This is a genomic window from Pseudotabrizicola algicola (genome assembly GCF_010915705.1).
GTDB lineage: Bacteria > Pseudomonadota > Alphaproteobacteria > Rhodobacterales > Rhodobacteraceae > Pseudotabrizicola > Pseudotabrizicola algicola.
In genome coordinates this window covers 631,625-647,817 of record NZ_JAAIKE010000003.1, presented here as the reverse complement: position 1 = coordinate 647,817, position 16,193 = coordinate 631,625, and the positions used below count along the sequence as shown (strand labels likewise).

The 16,193-nt window shown below is 67.0% G+C and carries 16 protein-coding genes; 9 read left to right on the top strand and 7 right to left on the bottom strand.

Going from position 1 to position 16,193, the window contains the following annotated elements; genetic code table 11:
- The first annotated feature begins 13 nt into the window (after positions 1 to 13).
- The 3 genes from G3572_RS12790 to G3572_RS12780 all read left to right on the top strand — a co-directional run bounded on the left by G3572_RS12790 (position 14) and on the right by G3572_RS12780 (position 3,378).
- Positions 14 to 1,375, top strand: coding sequence for a DUF1800 domain-containing protein (locus G3572_RS12790; RefSeq protein ID WP_240335518.1), 1,362 nt, complete (start codon positions 14 to 16; stop codon positions 1,373 to 1,375).
- A 4-nt stretch (positions 1,376 to 1,379) separates the two neighbouring features.
- Positions 1,380 to 2,582: a DUF1501 domain-containing protein gene (locus tag G3572_RS12785; protein WP_164612397.1), complete on the top strand. Its 1,203-nt coding sequence runs from the start codon at positions 1,380 to 1,382 to the stop codon at positions 2,580 to 2,582.
- A gap of 79 nt (positions 2,583 to 2,661) precedes the next feature.
- Positions 2,662 to 3,378 (top strand): GNAT family N-acetyltransferase, encoded by a 717-nt coding sequence (locus tag G3572_RS12780; RefSeq protein ID WP_164612395.1) that lies wholly within the window; start codon positions 2,662 to 2,664, stop codon positions 3,376 to 3,378.
- A 105-nt stretch (positions 3,379 to 3,483) separates the two neighbouring features.
- On the opposite strand, the gene G3572_RS12775 is transcribed toward G3572_RS12780, so the two are convergent.
- Complete coding sequence (locus G3572_RS12775) at positions 3,484 to 4,170, bottom strand: response regulator (RefSeq protein ID WP_164612569.1); 687 nt, start codon at positions 4,168 to 4,170, stop codon at positions 3,484 to 3,486.
- A 235-nt stretch (positions 4,171 to 4,405) separates the two neighbouring features.
- On the opposite strand from G3572_RS12775, the gene mce reads away from it, so the two are divergent.
- The 3 genes from mce to G3572_RS12760 are packed head-to-tail and all read left to right on the top strand — an operon-like array spanning position 4,406 to position 5,570.
- Positions 4,406 to 4,810, top strand: a complete 405-nt coding sequence (gene mce, locus G3572_RS12770; protein ID WP_164612393.1) for a methylmalonyl-CoA epimerase — start codon at positions 4,406 to 4,408, stop codon at positions 4,808 to 4,810.
- Positions 4,807 to 5,091, top strand: a complete 285-nt coding sequence (locus G3572_RS12765; protein ID WP_164612391.1) for a DUF1467 family protein — start codon at positions 4,807 to 4,809, stop codon at positions 5,089 to 5,091. Before mce ends, G3572_RS12765 begins: the two co-directional genes overlap by 4 nt.
- On the top strand, positions 5,088 to 5,570 hold the full coding sequence (locus G3572_RS12760) for a GNAT family N-acetyltransferase (protein WP_164612389.1): 483 nt from the start codon (positions 5,088 to 5,090) through the stop codon (positions 5,568 to 5,570). Before G3572_RS12765 ends, G3572_RS12760 begins: the two co-directional genes overlap by 4 nt.
- On the opposite strand, the gene G3572_RS12755 is transcribed toward G3572_RS12760, so the two are convergent.
- The 3 genes from G3572_RS12755 to G3572_RS12745 form a co-directional block, all read right to left on the bottom strand.
- Complete coding sequence (locus G3572_RS12755; protein WP_164612387.1) at positions 5,546 to 6,397, bottom strand: DMT family transporter; 852 nt, start codon at positions 6,395 to 6,397, stop codon at positions 5,546 to 5,548. The two genes, G3572_RS12760 and G3572_RS12755, sit on opposite strands and share 25 nt — an antisense overlap.
- A 93-nt stretch (positions 6,398 to 6,490) precedes the next feature.
- The gene (locus G3572_RS12750) at positions 6,491 to 7,102 is read right to left on the bottom strand and encodes an aminotransferase class IV (RefSeq protein WP_435530977.1); all 612 of its coding nucleotides are present in this window, start codon (positions 7,100 to 7,102) and stop codon (positions 6,491 to 6,493) included.
- Positions 7,060 to 8,202 carry an aminodeoxychorismate synthase component I gene (locus G3572_RS12745; protein WP_164612385.1) on the bottom strand — a complete coding sequence of 381 codons (1,143 nt, stop codon included), beginning with the start codon at positions 8,200 to 8,202 and terminating at the stop codon, positions 7,060 to 7,062. Before G3572_RS12745 ends, G3572_RS12750 begins: the two co-directional genes overlap by 43 nt.
- Positions 8,203 to 8,435: 233 nt before the next feature.
- Between G3572_RS12745 and carB the strand changes: the two genes are divergently transcribed.
- Complete coding sequence (carB, locus tag G3572_RS12740) at positions 8,436 to 11,765, top strand: carbamoyl-phosphate synthase large subunit (protein WP_164612383.1); 3,330 nt, start codon at positions 8,436 to 8,438, stop codon at positions 11,763 to 11,765.
- Between the two features lie 37 nt (positions 11,766 to 11,802).
- On the opposite strand, the gene G3572_RS12735 is transcribed toward carB, so the two are convergent.
- Complete coding sequence (locus G3572_RS12735; protein WP_164612375.1) at positions 11,803 to 12,213, bottom strand: BrnA antitoxin family protein; 411 nt, start codon at positions 12,211 to 12,213, stop codon at positions 11,803 to 11,805.
- Positions 12,214 to 12,506: 293 nt separating this feature from the next.
- Here G3572_RS12735 and G3572_RS12730 point away from each other — a divergent pair, with 293 nt between their 5' ends.
- Positions 12,507 to 13,847 (top strand): DEAD/DEAH box helicase, encoded by a 1,341-nt coding sequence (locus tag G3572_RS12730; RefSeq protein ID WP_164612373.1) that lies wholly within the window; start codon positions 12,507 to 12,509, stop codon positions 13,845 to 13,847.
- Here G3572_RS12730 and G3572_RS12725 read toward each other — a convergent pair.
- Positions 13,840 to 14,292, bottom strand: a complete 453-nt coding sequence (locus tag G3572_RS12725; protein WP_164612371.1) for a hypothetical protein — start codon at positions 14,290 to 14,292, stop codon at positions 13,840 to 13,842. The two genes, G3572_RS12730 and G3572_RS12725, sit on opposite strands and share 8 nt — an antisense overlap.
- A 305-nt stretch (positions 14,293 to 14,597) precedes the next feature.
- On the opposite strand from G3572_RS12725, the gene G3572_RS12720 reads away from it, so the two are divergent.
- The gene (locus G3572_RS12720) at positions 14,598 to 15,176 is read left to right on the top strand and encodes a thymidine kinase (RefSeq protein ID WP_164612369.1); all 579 of its coding nucleotides are present in this window, start codon (positions 14,598 to 14,600) and stop codon (positions 15,174 to 15,176) included.
- 3 nt (positions 15,177 to 15,179) lie between these two features.
- Here G3572_RS12720 and G3572_RS12715 read toward each other — a convergent pair whose 3' ends face one another.
- Positions 15,180 to 16,115, bottom strand: a complete 936-nt coding sequence (locus tag G3572_RS12715; RefSeq protein WP_164612366.1) for a DMT family transporter — start codon at positions 16,113 to 16,115, stop codon at positions 15,180 to 15,182.
- Positions 16,116 to 16,193 lie beyond the last annotated feature (78 nt).

Sequence of the window (16,193 nt, the reverse complement as noted above, 5' to 3'; positions counted from 1 at the left end):
TCCCCCACGCCAGATGACCCAAGACAGCACCACCGCCGCCTTTCGCTTTGGCTATGGCCTGCCGCTTCCCGCGCAGGCCCCGACCGAACCCGCCTCGATGCTTGCCATCCTGCGCGGCCCCGATGTCATGGCAAACACCTACCCCGGCCCGCGCCTGTCCGACCTGACCGATACGCTGGCCCGCGCCGACAGCATGTTGCGCACCTCGCGCCGCGCCGCCGAACCCGAGGCAAGCATCGCCCGTGACGATTACAGGCAAGCGATCCGCCAGCTTGAGGGTGTCGCGCTCCAGTCAGCGAAAACCGCCATCGCCCGCGCCCTCGATGCGCCCGATGGCTTCCGCGAGCGTCTGGTGCAGTTCTGGGCCGATCATTTCACCACCGCCCCCCGTTCGCGCCGCGACAGCCCCCTGCCCGCCACGCTGGTGGAAGAGGCGATCCGCCCCCACGTGACCGACCGTTTTGCCGATATGCTTCGCGCGGTGATGCAGCATCCGGCCATGCTGGGCTATCTCGACCAGTCGCGCAGCTTTGGCCCCAACTCGCGCATCGGCAAACGCCGCGCCAAGGGGCTGAACGAAAACCTCGCGCGGGAACTGCTGGAACTGCACACCGTGGGTTCGGGCTATGCGCAAGAGGACGTCACCCAGATGGCCGAACTGCTGACCGGTCTGGTCATCGGCAAACACGGGGCCACCTTTGACCCGCGCCGCGCCGAACCGGGGCCGGAAACCGTGCTCGGCACCACCTACCACGGCGATTCGCTCGACACCGTGCTCAAGGCGCTCGACGATCTGGCCGAACACCCCGACACCGCCGCCCATCTGGCGCGCAAGCTGGCGGTGCATTTCGTCTCTGACCAGCCAAGCCCCGATCTGGTGCAGGCGCTCGCCGAGGCGTGGCGCAATTCGGGCGGCGATCTGCTCGCGGTGGCCGAGGCCCTGCTGACCCAGCCCGCCGCGTGGAACAAGATGCAGGAAAAGGCCCGTCAACCCTTCGATTTCCTCGTCGCCGCCCTGCGCGCGCTCGGTCTGGACGGGGCAGATGTCATGCGCATGTCCGACGAGGTGTTCCGCCAGACCCTGCTGCAACCCATGGCCGCCATGGGCCAGCCGTGGCAAAAGCCGCCCGGCCCCGACGGCTGGCCCGAAATGCCCGACGCTTGGATCACGCCCGAGGGCATGGCCGTGCGCATCACATGGGCAATGGAAATGCCCGCGCAACTCGTCAGCCCGCTGCCCGACGCCGCCACCCTGATGACCCGCGCCCTCGGCACGCATCTGGGCGAGCGGCTGGCCTGGGCGGTGCCGCGCGCCGAAAGCCAGCGTGAAGCCGTGGGCCTTGTGCTCGCCAGCGCCGAATTCAACCGAAGGTAGCCTCATGGACCGCCGCTTCTTCCTCAAGTTCCTGACGGGAACCGCCTGCTCCCTTGCCGCCCACCCGATGATGACGACCGTCACGCTGGCAGGCTCCGACGGCAGCGCGCCCTTGGGCGATCACCGCCTCGTGGTCGTGATCCTGCGCGGCGGCATGGACGGGCTCGATCTCGTGCGCCCCTCGGGCGATCCGCTGCTCGCGGCCTATCGCCCCACGCTCGCGGCCAGCCAAGGCCCTGACCTGACAGGGTATTTCAGCCTGAACCCCACGCTTGAGGGGCTGATGCCGCTGTGGCAGGCGGGGCAACTCGGTTTTGTGCAGGCCACCTCCACCCCCTACCGCGACCAGCGCAGCCACTTTGACGGGCAAGATATCCTCGAGGCGGGCACCGGGCTCGACCTGCCCGACGCCTCGGTGCGCGATGGCTGGCTGAACCGGATGCTGCAAGCCGTGCCGGGCCTGCGCGCACAAACCGCCTTTGCCATCGGCACCGATTCCGCCCCCGTGCTGCAGGGGGCGGCCCCCGTCAGCAACTGGCAACCCGATCTGCGGCTCGACCTCTCGGCGCAAAGCCGCCTCCTGCTTGACCACATCTACCACGATGACGCGCTCTTCCGCGAAGCCGCGACAGAGGCGGTATCCCTGTCCGAAGCGATCGACGCCGCGCAGATGAACCCGATGTCCCCGGCGCGCAGCGGCAATCTCTTGGCCAATGTCGACCGGCTGACCGATTTTGCCGCCGACCGCCTGCGCGAAGACACCCGCATCGCGGCCTTTTCGCTCAATGGCTGGGACACCCACCGCAACCAGACGGGCGGCATCACCCCGCCGCTGCGGCGGCTTGAACGGGTGGTGCTGCGCCTTTCCGAACGCCTTGGCCCCGAGATCTGGGGCAAGACGCTGCTCCTTGCCATGACGGAATTTGGCCGCACCGTCGCCGAGAACGGCAGCAAGGGCACCGACCACGGCACCGGCGGCGCGATGCTGATGGCGGGCGGCGCGCTCAAGGGCGGGCGGGTGATGGGCGCATGGCCGGGGCTGGACGAGGCCGCGCTCTACCAACGCCGCGACCTGATGCCCACCACCGACGTGCGCGCCTGGGCGGCATGGGGGCTGCGCGGCCTCTACGGCCTTGACCGCAGCCTGCTGGAAAGCTCGGTTTTTCCGGGTCTTGGCATGGGCGATGATCCGGGCCTGCTGGCCTGATCTGCCCGCGCAAAATGCCCATTGCGCCCCGCCCCGCGCGCAGGACATAACCGCCACAGGATGACAGGGGCGCAAGGCTATGCACAGACAGGCAGCACAGGGGCAACGCTTGGACACTTGGGCACCGCCGCCGCATCCGCCCGCCGGCCTGTCGCTGCAAGGGCAGCGCATCCGGCTGGAACCGCTCGAAGCCGATGACCATGCCGCCGGGCTTTTCGCGGCCTTCTCCGGCCATGATGCCTTGTGGGATTACATGCCCTACGGCCCGTTTTCCTCGGCCTCTGCCTATCACCGCTGGGTCAAGGATCAGCAAGGACGCAGCGATCCGTTCTATTTCGCCTTCCGCGATCCGGCCAATGGCCATGCCCTCGGCGTGGCCTCCTATCTGCGCATCACCCCCGAACAGGGCAGCATCGAGGTGGGCAACATCTGCCTGTCGCCCGCGCTGCAACGCACCCCCGCCGCAACCGAGGCGATGTTCCTGATGATGGACTGGGCCTTTCGCGCCGGATACCGGCGCTATGAATGGAAGTGCAACGCCCTCAACTTACCCTCGCGCCGCGCGGCGCAGCGGCTTGGCTTCAGCTTCGAAGGCGTTTTCCGCAATCACATGGTGATAAAGGGCCGCAACCGCGACACCGCATGGTTTTCGGTGATCGACAGCGAATGGCCCGCCCTGCGCGAGGCGTTTGCGGCTTGGCTTTCCCCCGCGAATTTCGACGCCTCGGGCCGCCAGAAAGAGCGTCTGTCCGACCTCTCCCGCCTCGTCCGCGCCGGATCGGACCCCGGCCTCTGACCCGCCAGAGCTTCGCCATTTCGCGCCCTCGGGCAGCGCGCCCACACCGTCGGCCCGCATGCGGCGCGCGCCGCACAAAAGCGCCGCCGTCCCGCGCGGCACGCCTCAAATCACGGTGCCGCCGCTCAAACGGTTCTGCACCAGCCCGTGCAGCAGGGGCAGGCCTGCCGCATCCTGCGCCGCCGCAACCGCCGCCGCCGCCAGATCGGCATCGCCGCTGCTGTGCGCCACCCCCGCGATGAATCGCGCCAGATAGCGGCGCGCGCCAGCGTCCGGCCCCGCCGCCAGTAACTGTGCCGCATGGGCCAGATCATCGCGCAGCGCCAGAGGATCGGCCAGATCGCCCATCGGTGCCGGCTCGTCACGCGCGGTGGGGGCAAAGCGGCCGGGCACATGACGCAAGATCGCCCGCTGAAAATCACCCAGAGCGAGGATCGGCTTTTCAAGAAACCCTGCCGCCCCCGCCGCCAGCGCCAGCCTGCGCCCGTCCGGATCACCCGACAAACCCAGCACCACCCCGCCCGAACGCGCGGCCGCAAGCTCGCGGATAAGCCGGTCCCCGCAGCCATCGGGAAGACCCAGATCGATGATGACGACATCCGGGCAATAGGTGCGCAGATGCAGCCGCGCCTTCGCCATCGACTCGGCCCGCCGCAGCCGCGCGCCCGACCGCTGGCACATCAACCGCAGCGCGTCCGAGGCAAAGCGGCTGTCCTCGACCAAGAGCACCGTCACCCCCGCCAAGGGCAAAGCCCCCGAAGACGGCGCCGCGCCAAGCCCCGACTGCGGCATCCGCAGGCCGGGCGGAGCGAAACCGGACAGCAGCGCAGCATCGGGACGGTCTGGCGCGGGCATGGCAACCTTCTTGCGGTCAGGGCGGGGCAAGGTCCATGAAACCTGCAAACCGGCTAAGAACCGGTAAAGACAGCGCACCGCCGCAGCGGAAATCGCCCCTGCGGCGGTTCGGCCCCTTGCCTGATCGCGCGGCCCCGACCATAACCGCAAAAACCGCCACAAGGAGTTGCCCATGATCGGCCGCCTCAACCATGTCGCCATCGCGGTTCCCGACCTCGCCGCCGCCAGCGCGCAATATGCCGGCACCCTCGGGGCCTCGGTGCGCCCGCCGCAGGACGAACCCGATCACGGCGTCACCGTGGTCTTCATCGACCTGCCGAACACCAAGATCGAACTGCTCTATCCCTTGGGCGAAAACTCCCCCATTCAGGGCTTTCTCGACAAGAACCCCGCAGGCGGCATCCACCACATCTGCTATGAGGTGGAAGATATCCTCGCCGCGCGCGATACGCTGAAAGCCTCGGGCGCGCGGGTGCTTGGCACGGGCGAGCCGAAAATCGGCGCGCATGGCAAGCCGGTGCTGTTCCTGCATCCCAAGGATTTCAACGGCTGCCTGATCGAGTTGGAGCAAGTATGACCATCACCGCCGCCGCCGTCCTCTTCGCCGTGACGTGGTTCATGGTATTCTTCATCGTGCTGCCCCTGCGCCTGACCACCCAAGGCGATGCAGGCTCGGTCGTGCCCGGCACGCCTGCCAGCGCGCCACGGGACGAAATGGTGGGCCGCAAGGCCAAGATCACCACGCTCTTTGCCATCATCGTCTGGGGCATCCTCGCCACCATCATCACTTCGGGCGTCATCACCGTGCGCGATTTCGACTGGATGGGCCGCATGCCCCCCGTCTCCTCGGTCCCATGATCCACCCGCTTGATCCGCTGCGCGACCGCGCGGCGGTTGCGGATCTGCTGACGCGCGCGCAGGACTACTACCACCTCTGGCTCGGCCACCCGCCCGGCCCTGCGCAGGTCGAGGATGTGTTCACCGCCGGCCCGCCCGGCTGCGACCCTGCCGCATCCCACCGCCTCGGGCTCTGGCACGGCGACACACTCGCGGGCGTAGCCGAACTCTCCTTCGGCTTCCCCGCCCCGCCCGATGCCTACCTCGGCCTGATGATCCTCGCGCCCGAAGCCCGCTCCCAAGGCCAAGGCGCAACCTTCCTCGCGCATGTGGAATCCCTCGCCCGCGCGGCAAAGGCCCGCCATCTCTACCTCGCCGTGCTCGAAGCCAACGCACGCGGCGCGGCGTTCTGGGCGCGCAGGGGCTTTGCCCCCACGGGCCTGTCGCGCCATGACACCGGGACAGGCCACACCCTTCACCGCCTCGTCAAACCGCTCTGAAGGCTGGCGAGGGCCACGCCCCCCAGAATAAGCGCCGAGGCCCCCCAGAACCGCCAGCCCACGCCCTCGCCCAGCACAAGCGCGCCGCCCAGCGCCGCCAGCATCGGCACCGTCAACTGCGCCACCCCCGCCCGCGCCGCGCCCAGACGCGGCACCACCGCATACCACAGCGCATAGCCAAGGCCCGAGGTCACCGCACCCGACACCACCGCAAGCCCAAGCCCCGCCGCCGTCACCTCCACCCCGCCCCAGACCAGCGCAATCCCCGCGACCACCGGCACCGACAGCACGAAGTTCCACGCCGTCGCCGCCAGCGCATCCGTCGCCCCGCGCCCGGCCAGCGAATAAACCCCCCAGCCGAAGCCCGCGCAGGCCATCGCCAGCGCCCCCGCCACCGGCACCGCCGCGCCGCCCGGGGCCACCAGCGCAACCAGCCCCGCAAAGGCAAGGCCCGCCCCCAGCCAGCGCCGCGCCGGCACCGGCTCGCGCGCCAGCACGGCACCCCCGAACATCGTCACCTGCACCGTGCCGAACAGGATCAGCGCCCCCACACCGGCCCCCAAGGCCAGATAGGCCAGCGAGAACCCCACCAGATAGACCACAAGCCCGAACACCCCCGGCACGCGCCCCTGCCAGCCCGGCCAGACCACGCCACCCCGCGCGGCCACCAGTCCGGCCAGCATCACCGCCCCCGCCAGAACCCGCACGGCGGCAAAGGCCAAGGCGTCCATGCCGCCCTCGGCAACCGCCAGCCGGTTCAGAACCGAATTGGCCGCAAAGGCCAGCATCGCCAGCGCCGTCCAGCCCAGTAACCGCAGCCCGCTCATGGCTTGCACCTTTCTGAAATACTCGCGCAGGCATCTGTTCCCCCGCGCCACGACGGCAAAGTGCAGCGCCAAAGCCACCCGCCCCCGGCGCGCTCAGCCAAGCCACACCGCCTCGGCCATCCCGCGCAGCGCATTGCCCACCCACAGCCGCACGCGCGGCAGGTCCTCGGCCAGCAGCACCTCCTCGGGGCAGCAGACCTCGGCCCGCAGCACCCCCGGCAACAGCCCCGACGACAGCGGCGGCGTGCGCAGCCCCGCGCCGCGATCAAAGAACAGCGTGGTGATGCTGCCATCGCAAACCTCGCCGCGCTCGTTGACGAACACCACCTCGTCCAGCCCTGCGGGCAAGGCCGCCCGCGCGCGGTCATAGGCTGGGCGGCGGGTGGACTTCACCCGCAGCCACGGATCGCCCGAATGCAGCCGCTCTGCCGCCAGCCCCAGCCGCCAGCACGCAATGGGAGCAGGCACCGCGCCCACCTCGAGCGCCACATCGCCCGCCGCATCCAGCGTCAGCCGCAGCCGCGCGGCCTGCCCCTCCGGCCCCGCCAGCCGCAGTTCCGGCACCGCCCAGCCGAGGGCCGACGCCCCTGCCCGCAGCCGCGCCAGATGCAGCGGCCCGCGCGGCACGCTGCCGCCGTCCCACAGCATCGTCTCGATCAGCTTCAGCCCCGGCGCGCCAGACCCGCCGCGTAACGTGCCTTCCACAGCGCCTCCTCCCATTCGCCCTCGGCGGTGGAATCGAACACCACCCCGCCGCCCACATTCAGCCGGACCTCGCCATCGGGCCAGACCCGAGCCGTGCGGATCGCCACCGACCAGCACTGATCCCCCTCCGGCGCGGCCCAGCCCACCGCCCCGCAATAAACCCCGCGGGGTTCGGCCTCGACCTCGGCGATGATCTCCATCGCGCGGATTTTCGGCGCACCCGTCACCGACCCGCAGGGAAACAGCGCCGCCATCAGCCCCGGCAGGCCCGCCCCCGGCAGCAGCCGCCCCTGCACGCGTGAACTCATCTGATGCACAGTCGCAAAGCTCTCCACCGCGTATAGCTCCGGCACCTTGACCGATCCGACCTCGGCCATCCGCGCGATATCGTTGCGCAAAAGGTCCACGATCATCAGGTTCTCGGCGCGGTCCTTCTCGCTCGCCTGCAATTCCGCCGCCAGCCATGCGTCTTCCGCCGGATCATCGCTGCGTGGCGCGGTGCCCTTCATCGGGCGGCTCTCGATCACCCCGCCCGAGACGCGGAAGAACAATTCGGGGCTGCGCGACACCACCACCGGCCCCGCGCCCGCATCGACAAAGGCCCCGTAGCCCACCGGCTGCCCTGCGCGCAGCGCGCCATAAAGCCCAAGCGACGTGCCACTCAGCAGCCGCGAGGCAATCGGAAAGGTCAGGTTGATCTGGTAGCAGTCCCCCGCCGCAATATAGGCCTGCACCTGCGCAAAGGCGGCGCGGTAGCCGTCGGGCGTCACGCAAGGCTCCAGCGGGGCCAGCCGCAGGCCCCGCCCCTCGTCGGCGGCACGCTCCAGCACCGCGCCCGCCTCTTGCGGCGCAGCAAAGGCCGCAAGACAGACCAGCGGGCCGCGCCGCGCCTCGGGCATGCGGGCCTGCAGACGCGGCTCCAGCGCATAGCCCGCCTCATAGGCGATGTAGCCCGCGATCCAGGCCCCCGTCTTGCGGGCCTCCTCCGCGGCGGCAAGAGAGGCGGCCACCTCCTCGGCAGCCTGCGCCACAAAGACCTGTTGCGGCTGGCTGAAAGCCGCCGCGCGCCCGCCCGGCCCGTGTTCAATGACAATCAGCATCAGACATCCTCTGGCCTCGCTGCAAACCCGCCCACTCCCCCGAAATCCGCCCGTTTCCCTGCCGCGTGATCTAGCACGCGCCCCCCTGCCGGAACAGGTCGCAAGCGACCCCTTCGCAAAGGGTTGCGCCTTGCCGCGCAACCCCCTAAACCCCCGTCAATTTGCGCAGACCGCACGAATCCGCGAGCCCGGCCACCGTGGCGCGGGTTCCGCCATGGACAGGGGCCAAGACCATGCCGAAAAGAACCGACATCACATCCATCATGATCATCGGTGCAGGCCCCATCGTCATCGGGCAGGCGTGCGAGTTCGACTATTCCGGCGCTCAGGCCTGCAAGGCCCTGCGCGAGGAAGGCTACCGCGTCATTCTGGTGAACTCGAACCCCGCCACGATCATGACCGATCCGGGGCTGGCCGATGCCACCTATATCGAACCCATCACCCCCGAAGTGGTCGCCAAGATCATCGAGAAAGAACGCCCCGACGCTCTGCTGCCGACGATGGGCGGACAGACCGGCCTGAACACCGCCCTCGCGCTCGCCGACCTCGGGGTGTTGGAAAAGTTCAACGTCGAACTCATCGGCGCCAAGCGCGAAGCCATCGAAATGGCAGAAGATCGCAAGCTCTTCCGCGAAGCGATGGACCGCATCGGGCTGGAAAACCCCAAGGCCACCATCATCGCCGCGCCCAAACTGGCCAGCGGCAAGTATGACATCGCCGCCGGCATCAAGGAGGCGATGGCCGCGCTCGATTACGTCGGCCTACCCGCGATCATCCGTCCCGCCTTCACCCTCGGCGGCACCGGCGGCGGCGTCGCCTACAACCGTGACGATTATGAGGCGATCATCCGCTCGGGTCTCGAGGCCAGCCCCGTCGCACAGGTTCTGGTCGATGAATCCCTTCTGGGCTGGAAGGAATACGAGATGGAAGTCGTCCGCGACACGGCGGACAATGCCATCATCGTCTGCTCCATCGAGAACGTCGACCCGATGGGCGTGCACACCGGTGATTCGATCACCGTGGCCCCCGCTCTGACGCTGACCGACAAGGAATACCAGATCATGCGCAACGGCTCCATCGCCGTGCTGCGCGAGATCGGGGTGGAGACCGGCGGATCGAACGTGCAATGGGCGATCAACCCCGCCGATGGCCGCATGGTCGTCATCGAGATGAACCCGCGCGTCTCGCGCTCCTCGGCACTTGCCTCCAAGGCCACCGGCTTCCCCATCGCCAAGATCGCCGCGAAACTCGCCGTCGGCTACACGCTGGATGAACTCGACAACGACATCACCAAGGTCACTCCGGCCAGCTTCGAGCCGTCCATCGACTATGTCGTGACCAAGATCCCGCGCTTTGCCTTCGAGAAGTTCCCCGGCTCCGAGCCCAACCTCACCACCGCCATGAAATCGGTGGGCGAGGCGATGGCGATCGGCCGCACCATCCACGAATCGATGCAGAAGGCCCTCGCCAGCCTGGAGACCGGCCTCACCGGCTTTGACGAGATCGCCATCCCCGGCGGCCCCGACCGCGCCGCCATCTCCAAGGCGCTGTCCCTGCAAACCCCCGACCGCCTGCGCGTCATCGCGCAGGCCATGCGAGAGGGCTTCAGCAATGACGAAATCCAGGCCATCACCTCCTTCGATCCGTGGTTCCTCGCCCGCATCCGCGAAATCATCGACGCCGAGGCACAGGTCCGCAAAGCCGGCCTGCCGCTCGATGCCGCAGGGCTGCGCAAGCTCAAGATGATGGGCTTCACCGATGCCCGCCTCGCCAAGCTGACCGGCCGGGACGAGGCGCAAATCCGCCGCGCGCGCCGCAACCTCGGCGTCACCGCCGTGTTCAAGCGGATCGACACATGCGCCGCCGAATTCGAGGCGCAGACCCCCTACATGTATTCCACCTACGAAAGCCCCGTCATGGGCGATGTGGAATGCGAGGCGCGGCCCTCGAACGCCAAAAAGGTCGTCATCCTCGGCGGCGGCCCCAACCGCATCGGCCAGGGGATCGAGTTCGACTATTGCTGCTGCCATGCCTGCTACGCGCTGACCGCTGCGGGCTATGAAACCATCATGGTCAACTGCAACCCCGAAACCGTGTCGACCGATTACGACACCTCCGACCGCCTCTATTTCGAACCGCTCACGCTGGAACACGTCCTCGAAATCCTGCGGGTGGAACAGGAAAACGGCACCCTTCACGGCGTCATCGTGCAGTTCGGCGGGCAAACCCCGCTCAAACTCGCCAATGCGCTGCATGCCGAGGGGATTCCGATCCTTGGCACCACGCCCGACGCCATCGACCTTGCCGAAGACCGCGAGCGCTTCCAGAAACTCCTGAACACGCTCGACCTCAAGCAGCCCGTCAACGGCACCGCCCGCAGCCGGGACGAAGCCTTTGCCGTTGCAGCGCAGGTGGGCTACCCGCTGGTGATCCGCCCCTCCTTCGTGCTGGGCGGCCGCGCGATGGAGATCATCCGCGACGACGCGCAGCTTGAACGCTACATCCGCGAGGCGGTGCAGGTTTCGGGCAACAACCCCGTTCTGCTCGACAGCTACCTTGCCGGTGCCATCGAGGTCGATGTCGATGCCCTCTCGGACGGCCAGAACGTCCATGTCGCAGGCATCATGGAACATATCGAAGAGGCGGGCGTGCACTCGGGCGACTCCGCCTGCTGCCTGCCGCCGCACTCGCTCTCCGCTGAAACGATTGCCGAACTGAAGACCCAAACCATCGCAATGGCCCGCGCGCTCAACGTGGTCGGCCTGATGAACGTGCAATTCGCGATCAAGGACGGCACCATCTATGTGCTCGAGGTGAACCCGCGCGCCTCGCGCACGGTGCCTTTCGTCGCCAAGGCCACCGACAGCGCCATCGCCGCCATCGCCGCCCGCCTGATGGCGGGGGAACCGATGGCAAACTTCCCGCTGCGCGCCCCGTATGAGGCAGGCGTCGGTCCCGACACAGACCTGCCGCTGGCCGACCCCTTCACGCTGGCCGATCCGATCACCCCCTGGTTCAGCGTGAAAGAGGCGGTGCTGCCCTTCGCCCGCTTCCCCGGTGTCGATCCGATGCTCGGGCCGGAAATGCGCTCGACGGGCGAGGTGATGGGCTGGGACCGCACCTTCGCGCTCGCCTTCCTCAAGGCGCAGATGGGCGCAGGCACCATCCTGCCAGAGTCGGGCCGAGTGTTCCTCTCGGTCAAGGACATGGACAAGACCGAAAGCCTCGCCGCCGCCGCCCGCGACCTCGTGTCGATGGGCTTTGAAGTGGTGGCCACCAAAGGCACCGCGTCATGGCTGGCAGGCGTCGGCGTCGCCACCACCCCCGTCGCCAAGGTCTATGAAGGCCGCCCGAACATCGTGGACAGGCTGAAGAACAACGACATCGCGCTGGTGATGAACACGACCGAAGGCAGCCAGGCCATCTCCGACAGCCGCGACATCCGCCGCGTGGCGCTTATGGACAAGATCCCCTACTTCACCACCGCCGCCGCCTCTATCGCCGCCGTCGCGGCCATGAAGGCGCGCAGCGAAGGCTACGGGGTCAGAACGCTGCAAGGCTAGGAAACGGCAGGGCGGGGTTCACCCCGCCCTACTCCGGTCAATAGCGCCGCGCGCGCCGCAACTCCTCGGCCAGTTCCTCGCGGTTGCGCCGCATCCGCTCGTCAATCGCCTGCTGTTCCTCGGGCGTGTAATAGGGCGCGCTGTAATTCACATCCTCCGGTCCCTTCACCACGCCCGCAAGCCGCGCATGCATGAAGGTCGACAGCACCTCTGCCATCCGCGTCGTGTGGCCCTTCCCCAAGGTGCGGAAAAAGCGCAGCACATCTGCCTCGACCCACAGCGTCAGCTTCACCTTGCGCCCCGCACCCACCCCCTGCGCAATTGCGTGCCATTCCTCCGGCACCGCGCCATTGGCGCGCCGCCCGCCGTGCAGGGCGCGCTCCAGATCGCGCAGGCTCTCGGCCATCCGGTGATAGCTCGCATTCTGCTGGTCCTTGCGTGTTGTCATGGCGCACCTCCGCCGCCACCTTGCCCGAAACGCCTGCCCGGGCGTTAAATGCGCCGCGCGCCAGCAGCATGACGCGGGCCATACGCAAGCCATACGCGAACCAGACCTGCGACACACCCTTGACAGACCAGAGGAAAACCCCCATCTCCCCCAAGTCCGAAGCCCGTGCCGCGTGAGCACCGAAAGGCCCGGACATAGGTTCCCACCATCACGCAGGGGCGCCGACGGCGCGCACGGTCACCCGAAACCTCGGGGGACGAGGGCCGCCTGCCTTTGTTTGATGGAACGACCAAATGACAACCTTCGCCGATCTCGGCCTAAGCGCCAAGCTTTTGAAAGCGCTTGAGAAAACCAAACTTCAAACGCCTACGCCCATTCAGGCGCAGGCCATCCCGCATATCATGCAGGGCCGTGACCTGATGGGTCTGGCACAGACCGGCACCGGCAAGACCGCCGCCTTCGGCCTGCCGCTTCTGCACCGCCTGCTCGACATCGGCCACCCGCCGGGCCCCAAGAACGTGCGCGCCCTGATCCTTGCGCCGACGCGGGAATTAACGTTGCAAATCAAGGACAACCTTGAAGTCTTCACCAAGGGAACCGCTGTCAAGGTGACCATGGTCGTGGGCGGCGCCTCGCTGTTCCGGCAGGCACAAGCCCTGTCAAAAGGCACCGATGTTCTGGTCGCCACCCCCGGCCGCCTGATCGACCTCTTGGAGCGCGGCGACGTCAAACTGGACCAGTGCGGCTACCTTGTGCTGGACGAGGCCGACCACATGCTCGACATGGGCTTCATCCATTCCTTGCGCAAAATCGCCAAGCACATCCCGCTCAAGCGCCAGACCCTGCTCTTCTCGGCGACGATGCCGAAAGATATCTCTGAAATTGCAGACACTTATCTGCGCGACCCCGTGCGCGTCCAGGTCGCCACCCCCGGCAAAACCGCCGACAAGGTGACTCAGGGCGTGCACTTCCTGCCCAACGGCGACAAGGCCCGCGTGCTGGAGGATTACCTGAAAAAGCACCCGGGAGAACAGGCGCTGGTCTTTGGCCGCACCAAGCATGGCTCTGAAAAGCTGATGAAATTGCTGGCAAGCTGGGGGTTCAAGGCAGGCTCCATCCACGGCAACAAATCGCAGTCACAGCGCGACCGCACCCTGACCGAGTTCCGCAACGGCGAGCTTGACGTGCTGGTGGCCACCGACGTGGCCGCGCGCGGCATCGACATTCCCACGGTGCGCCACGTGTATAACTTCGACATGCCCAACGTGCCTGAGAATTACGTCCACCGCATCGGCCGCACCGCCCGCGCCGGGGCCGAGGGCACCTCTGTCAGCTTCTGCGCGCCAGCCGAGATGGGCGAGTTGCAAGCGATTGAAAAGCTGCTCAAAAAGCCGCTTCCGATCCTTGGCGGAGCACCGTGGGCCGCCGATATCGTGGCAGCAACGCCAAAGCCCGGACAGAACCGGGGCCAGCGTCCGGCCCGTCCGCAAGGCGGCCGCCCTCAGGGCAGCAAGCCTGCCGGCGCAAAGCCCCAGCAAGGACGTCCGGCGGCCAAGGCAAAACCGATGGGCGGCGGCGGAGCTCCTCGCCGCGCCGAAGGCGGCAAGCCCGCGGGCAACCGGCGGACTAGCTGACACCCGTCTCGAGGTTCAGCTTCATCTCAAGCAGAACCTGTTGAATCGCAAGCGTTTCGCGCAGCATCCGCTTTGCTTCGTTGATCGAAATGACTCCGTCTCCAATGGCGGAGTTGTATTCGCTCATCAACATGGCAAAGCGCTGCGCGAGCATCACCACGTCTTGGTTGACGCCCTTCGATGTCGCATTGCGCTTATCCGCATCATAGGAAAGCGTGATGCCGCGCAGATCGGCGAGCGCCGCCGTCACATGCGGAAAGCGCGCAGCCGATTCCAGCTGGGCGACAACGTCGATGGGCATGAACCGGTCATCATGCTCTTCCTGATCCGAATAATAGCGGCCAAGCGTCGCCTTGGATTTTCCCGTCAACTGACAGGCGGCCTCTATGCCGACATCCTTGACCAAAGCTTCGCTGTGCTTTTTCAGATAGGTTTCCACCGACATTCCACTCACTCCCTCATGCCCCGCACGACGGGGAAATCAATCAACCTTTTCCCATTCATGATACGGCAACTGGTTGTAATAGATAAAGGTGTTCCGGGTGTTTGCCGGAACTGTAGTGAGTGGCCGATGCCCCCAGCGTCGGCTTTGTTGAGGGTCCGCCGCGCTTAACTCCACGTTTGGGGGGGTCTCTGGGCCACGCGGTGGACCCGGCCAACCGCCCGGCCCCCTTGTGCAAGGCGCGCCTGCGGCCCTTGGCCCATGCACTGTGCTTGCAGGCCGCCGCGAAAATCGGCTAGGTGCGCGGCATGGCAAAACTCTACTTCAACTATTCCACCATGAACGCCGGCAAGTCGACCTTGCTGCTACAGGCCGCCCATAACTATGGCGAGCGTGGCATGGAAACCTACCTTATTACGGCGCAATTCGACACCCGCGCCGGAGAGGGACGCATCGCCAGCCGTATCGGCATTGCCGACCCGGCCGATACCTTCGCCCCGGGCGAGGACATGTATGAAAAGCTCCGGCAGCGGCTAAGCCTCGGGCCGGTGTCCTGCGTTTTCATCGACGAAGCGCAATTCCTGTCGAAAGAGCAGGTTTGGCAACTGGCCCGCGCGGTGGATGATCTTGCCGTTCCGGTGATGTGCTACGGGCTGCGGGTGGACTTTCAGGGCCAGCTCTTCCCCGGCTCGGCCGCCCTGCTGGCTTGGGCAGACGAGATGCGCGAGGTGCGCACGATCTGCCATTGCGGCAAGAAGGCGACAATGGTGGTGCGCAAAGGCCCTGACGGTCAGGCGCTTCGCGACGGAGATCAGGTCGTCATCGGCGGCAATGAAACCTATGTCAGCCTGTGCCGCCGCCATTGGCGCGAGGCGGTCGGCGCCTGACGGTCAGGCGCTTGTCGAGGCGGGCTCCACCGATCGCGCGCGCAGCGCGATCATGCAGCCCGCAACCACGATCAGCACCATCCCCCCCACCGCCATCGGCGCGAGCACCTCGCGCCACAAAAGCCACGACCAAAAGGCCGAGGCGGGAAGGATGACGTATTCAATCACCGAGGCCCGACCCGCGTCGGTGATCTGGTAGGCGCGGATCATCATGCCGACGCCCAGCAAGGAACCCGCCGCCTGCACGAAGGTCCAGAACAGGAAGGGCCAGTTCGGAGCGACCCAACCGCGCAGCAAGAATCCATCTGGCCCCAAAGGTGCCGCGAGGGGCGCGACTGCCAGAACGATCATGCCCAACAGGCCCAAAAGGCCCAGCATGCCGAAGAAACCTGCTACCAGCGTCTCGGCGCTCTCATCCGGGCACCATTCGCGCGTGGCGACGTTGCCAAGCGCATAAAGCGCCCCCGCCACCACCGGCAATATCGCCGCCGCCGACGCCCCCGAAATAGCCTCAGGCCCCAGCACCAGCAACACACCCACAAAGCCGATCCCGACCGCCAGAATCCGCACCGGGCCAATGGCATGGCCATAGGCAAAGCGCGAGATCAGCAGAACAAAAATCGGTGCCGTGAACAGGCCAGCCGCCACGATGGCCACCGGCAAGAAGGCGAGCGCGCCAAAGTAGATCACCATCGCAAGCCCGTGGATCACACTGCGGGCCAGCACCGCGCGCGGGTTGACCGGACGCAAGCGCAAGCCCAACAGCGGCACCGCAAGACCCAACAATGCAAAGGCCATCATCGTGCGGGTGAAGTGGAATTGCCACAGACCATGATCCTGCGCGATCACGCGAACGTAATTGTCGGTAAACCCGATCAAAAGGGCATAGCCGCAGATCAGTCCGGCAGCGGCGAGGGTGCGGTCAGGCTTGGCAGTCATAAAGTCGTCCTTCTCTTGGCCCCAGTTGAACTCTGCCGGCTGCAGGCCTGCGCGTCGGAAAGCGACACCTCGGGTCTG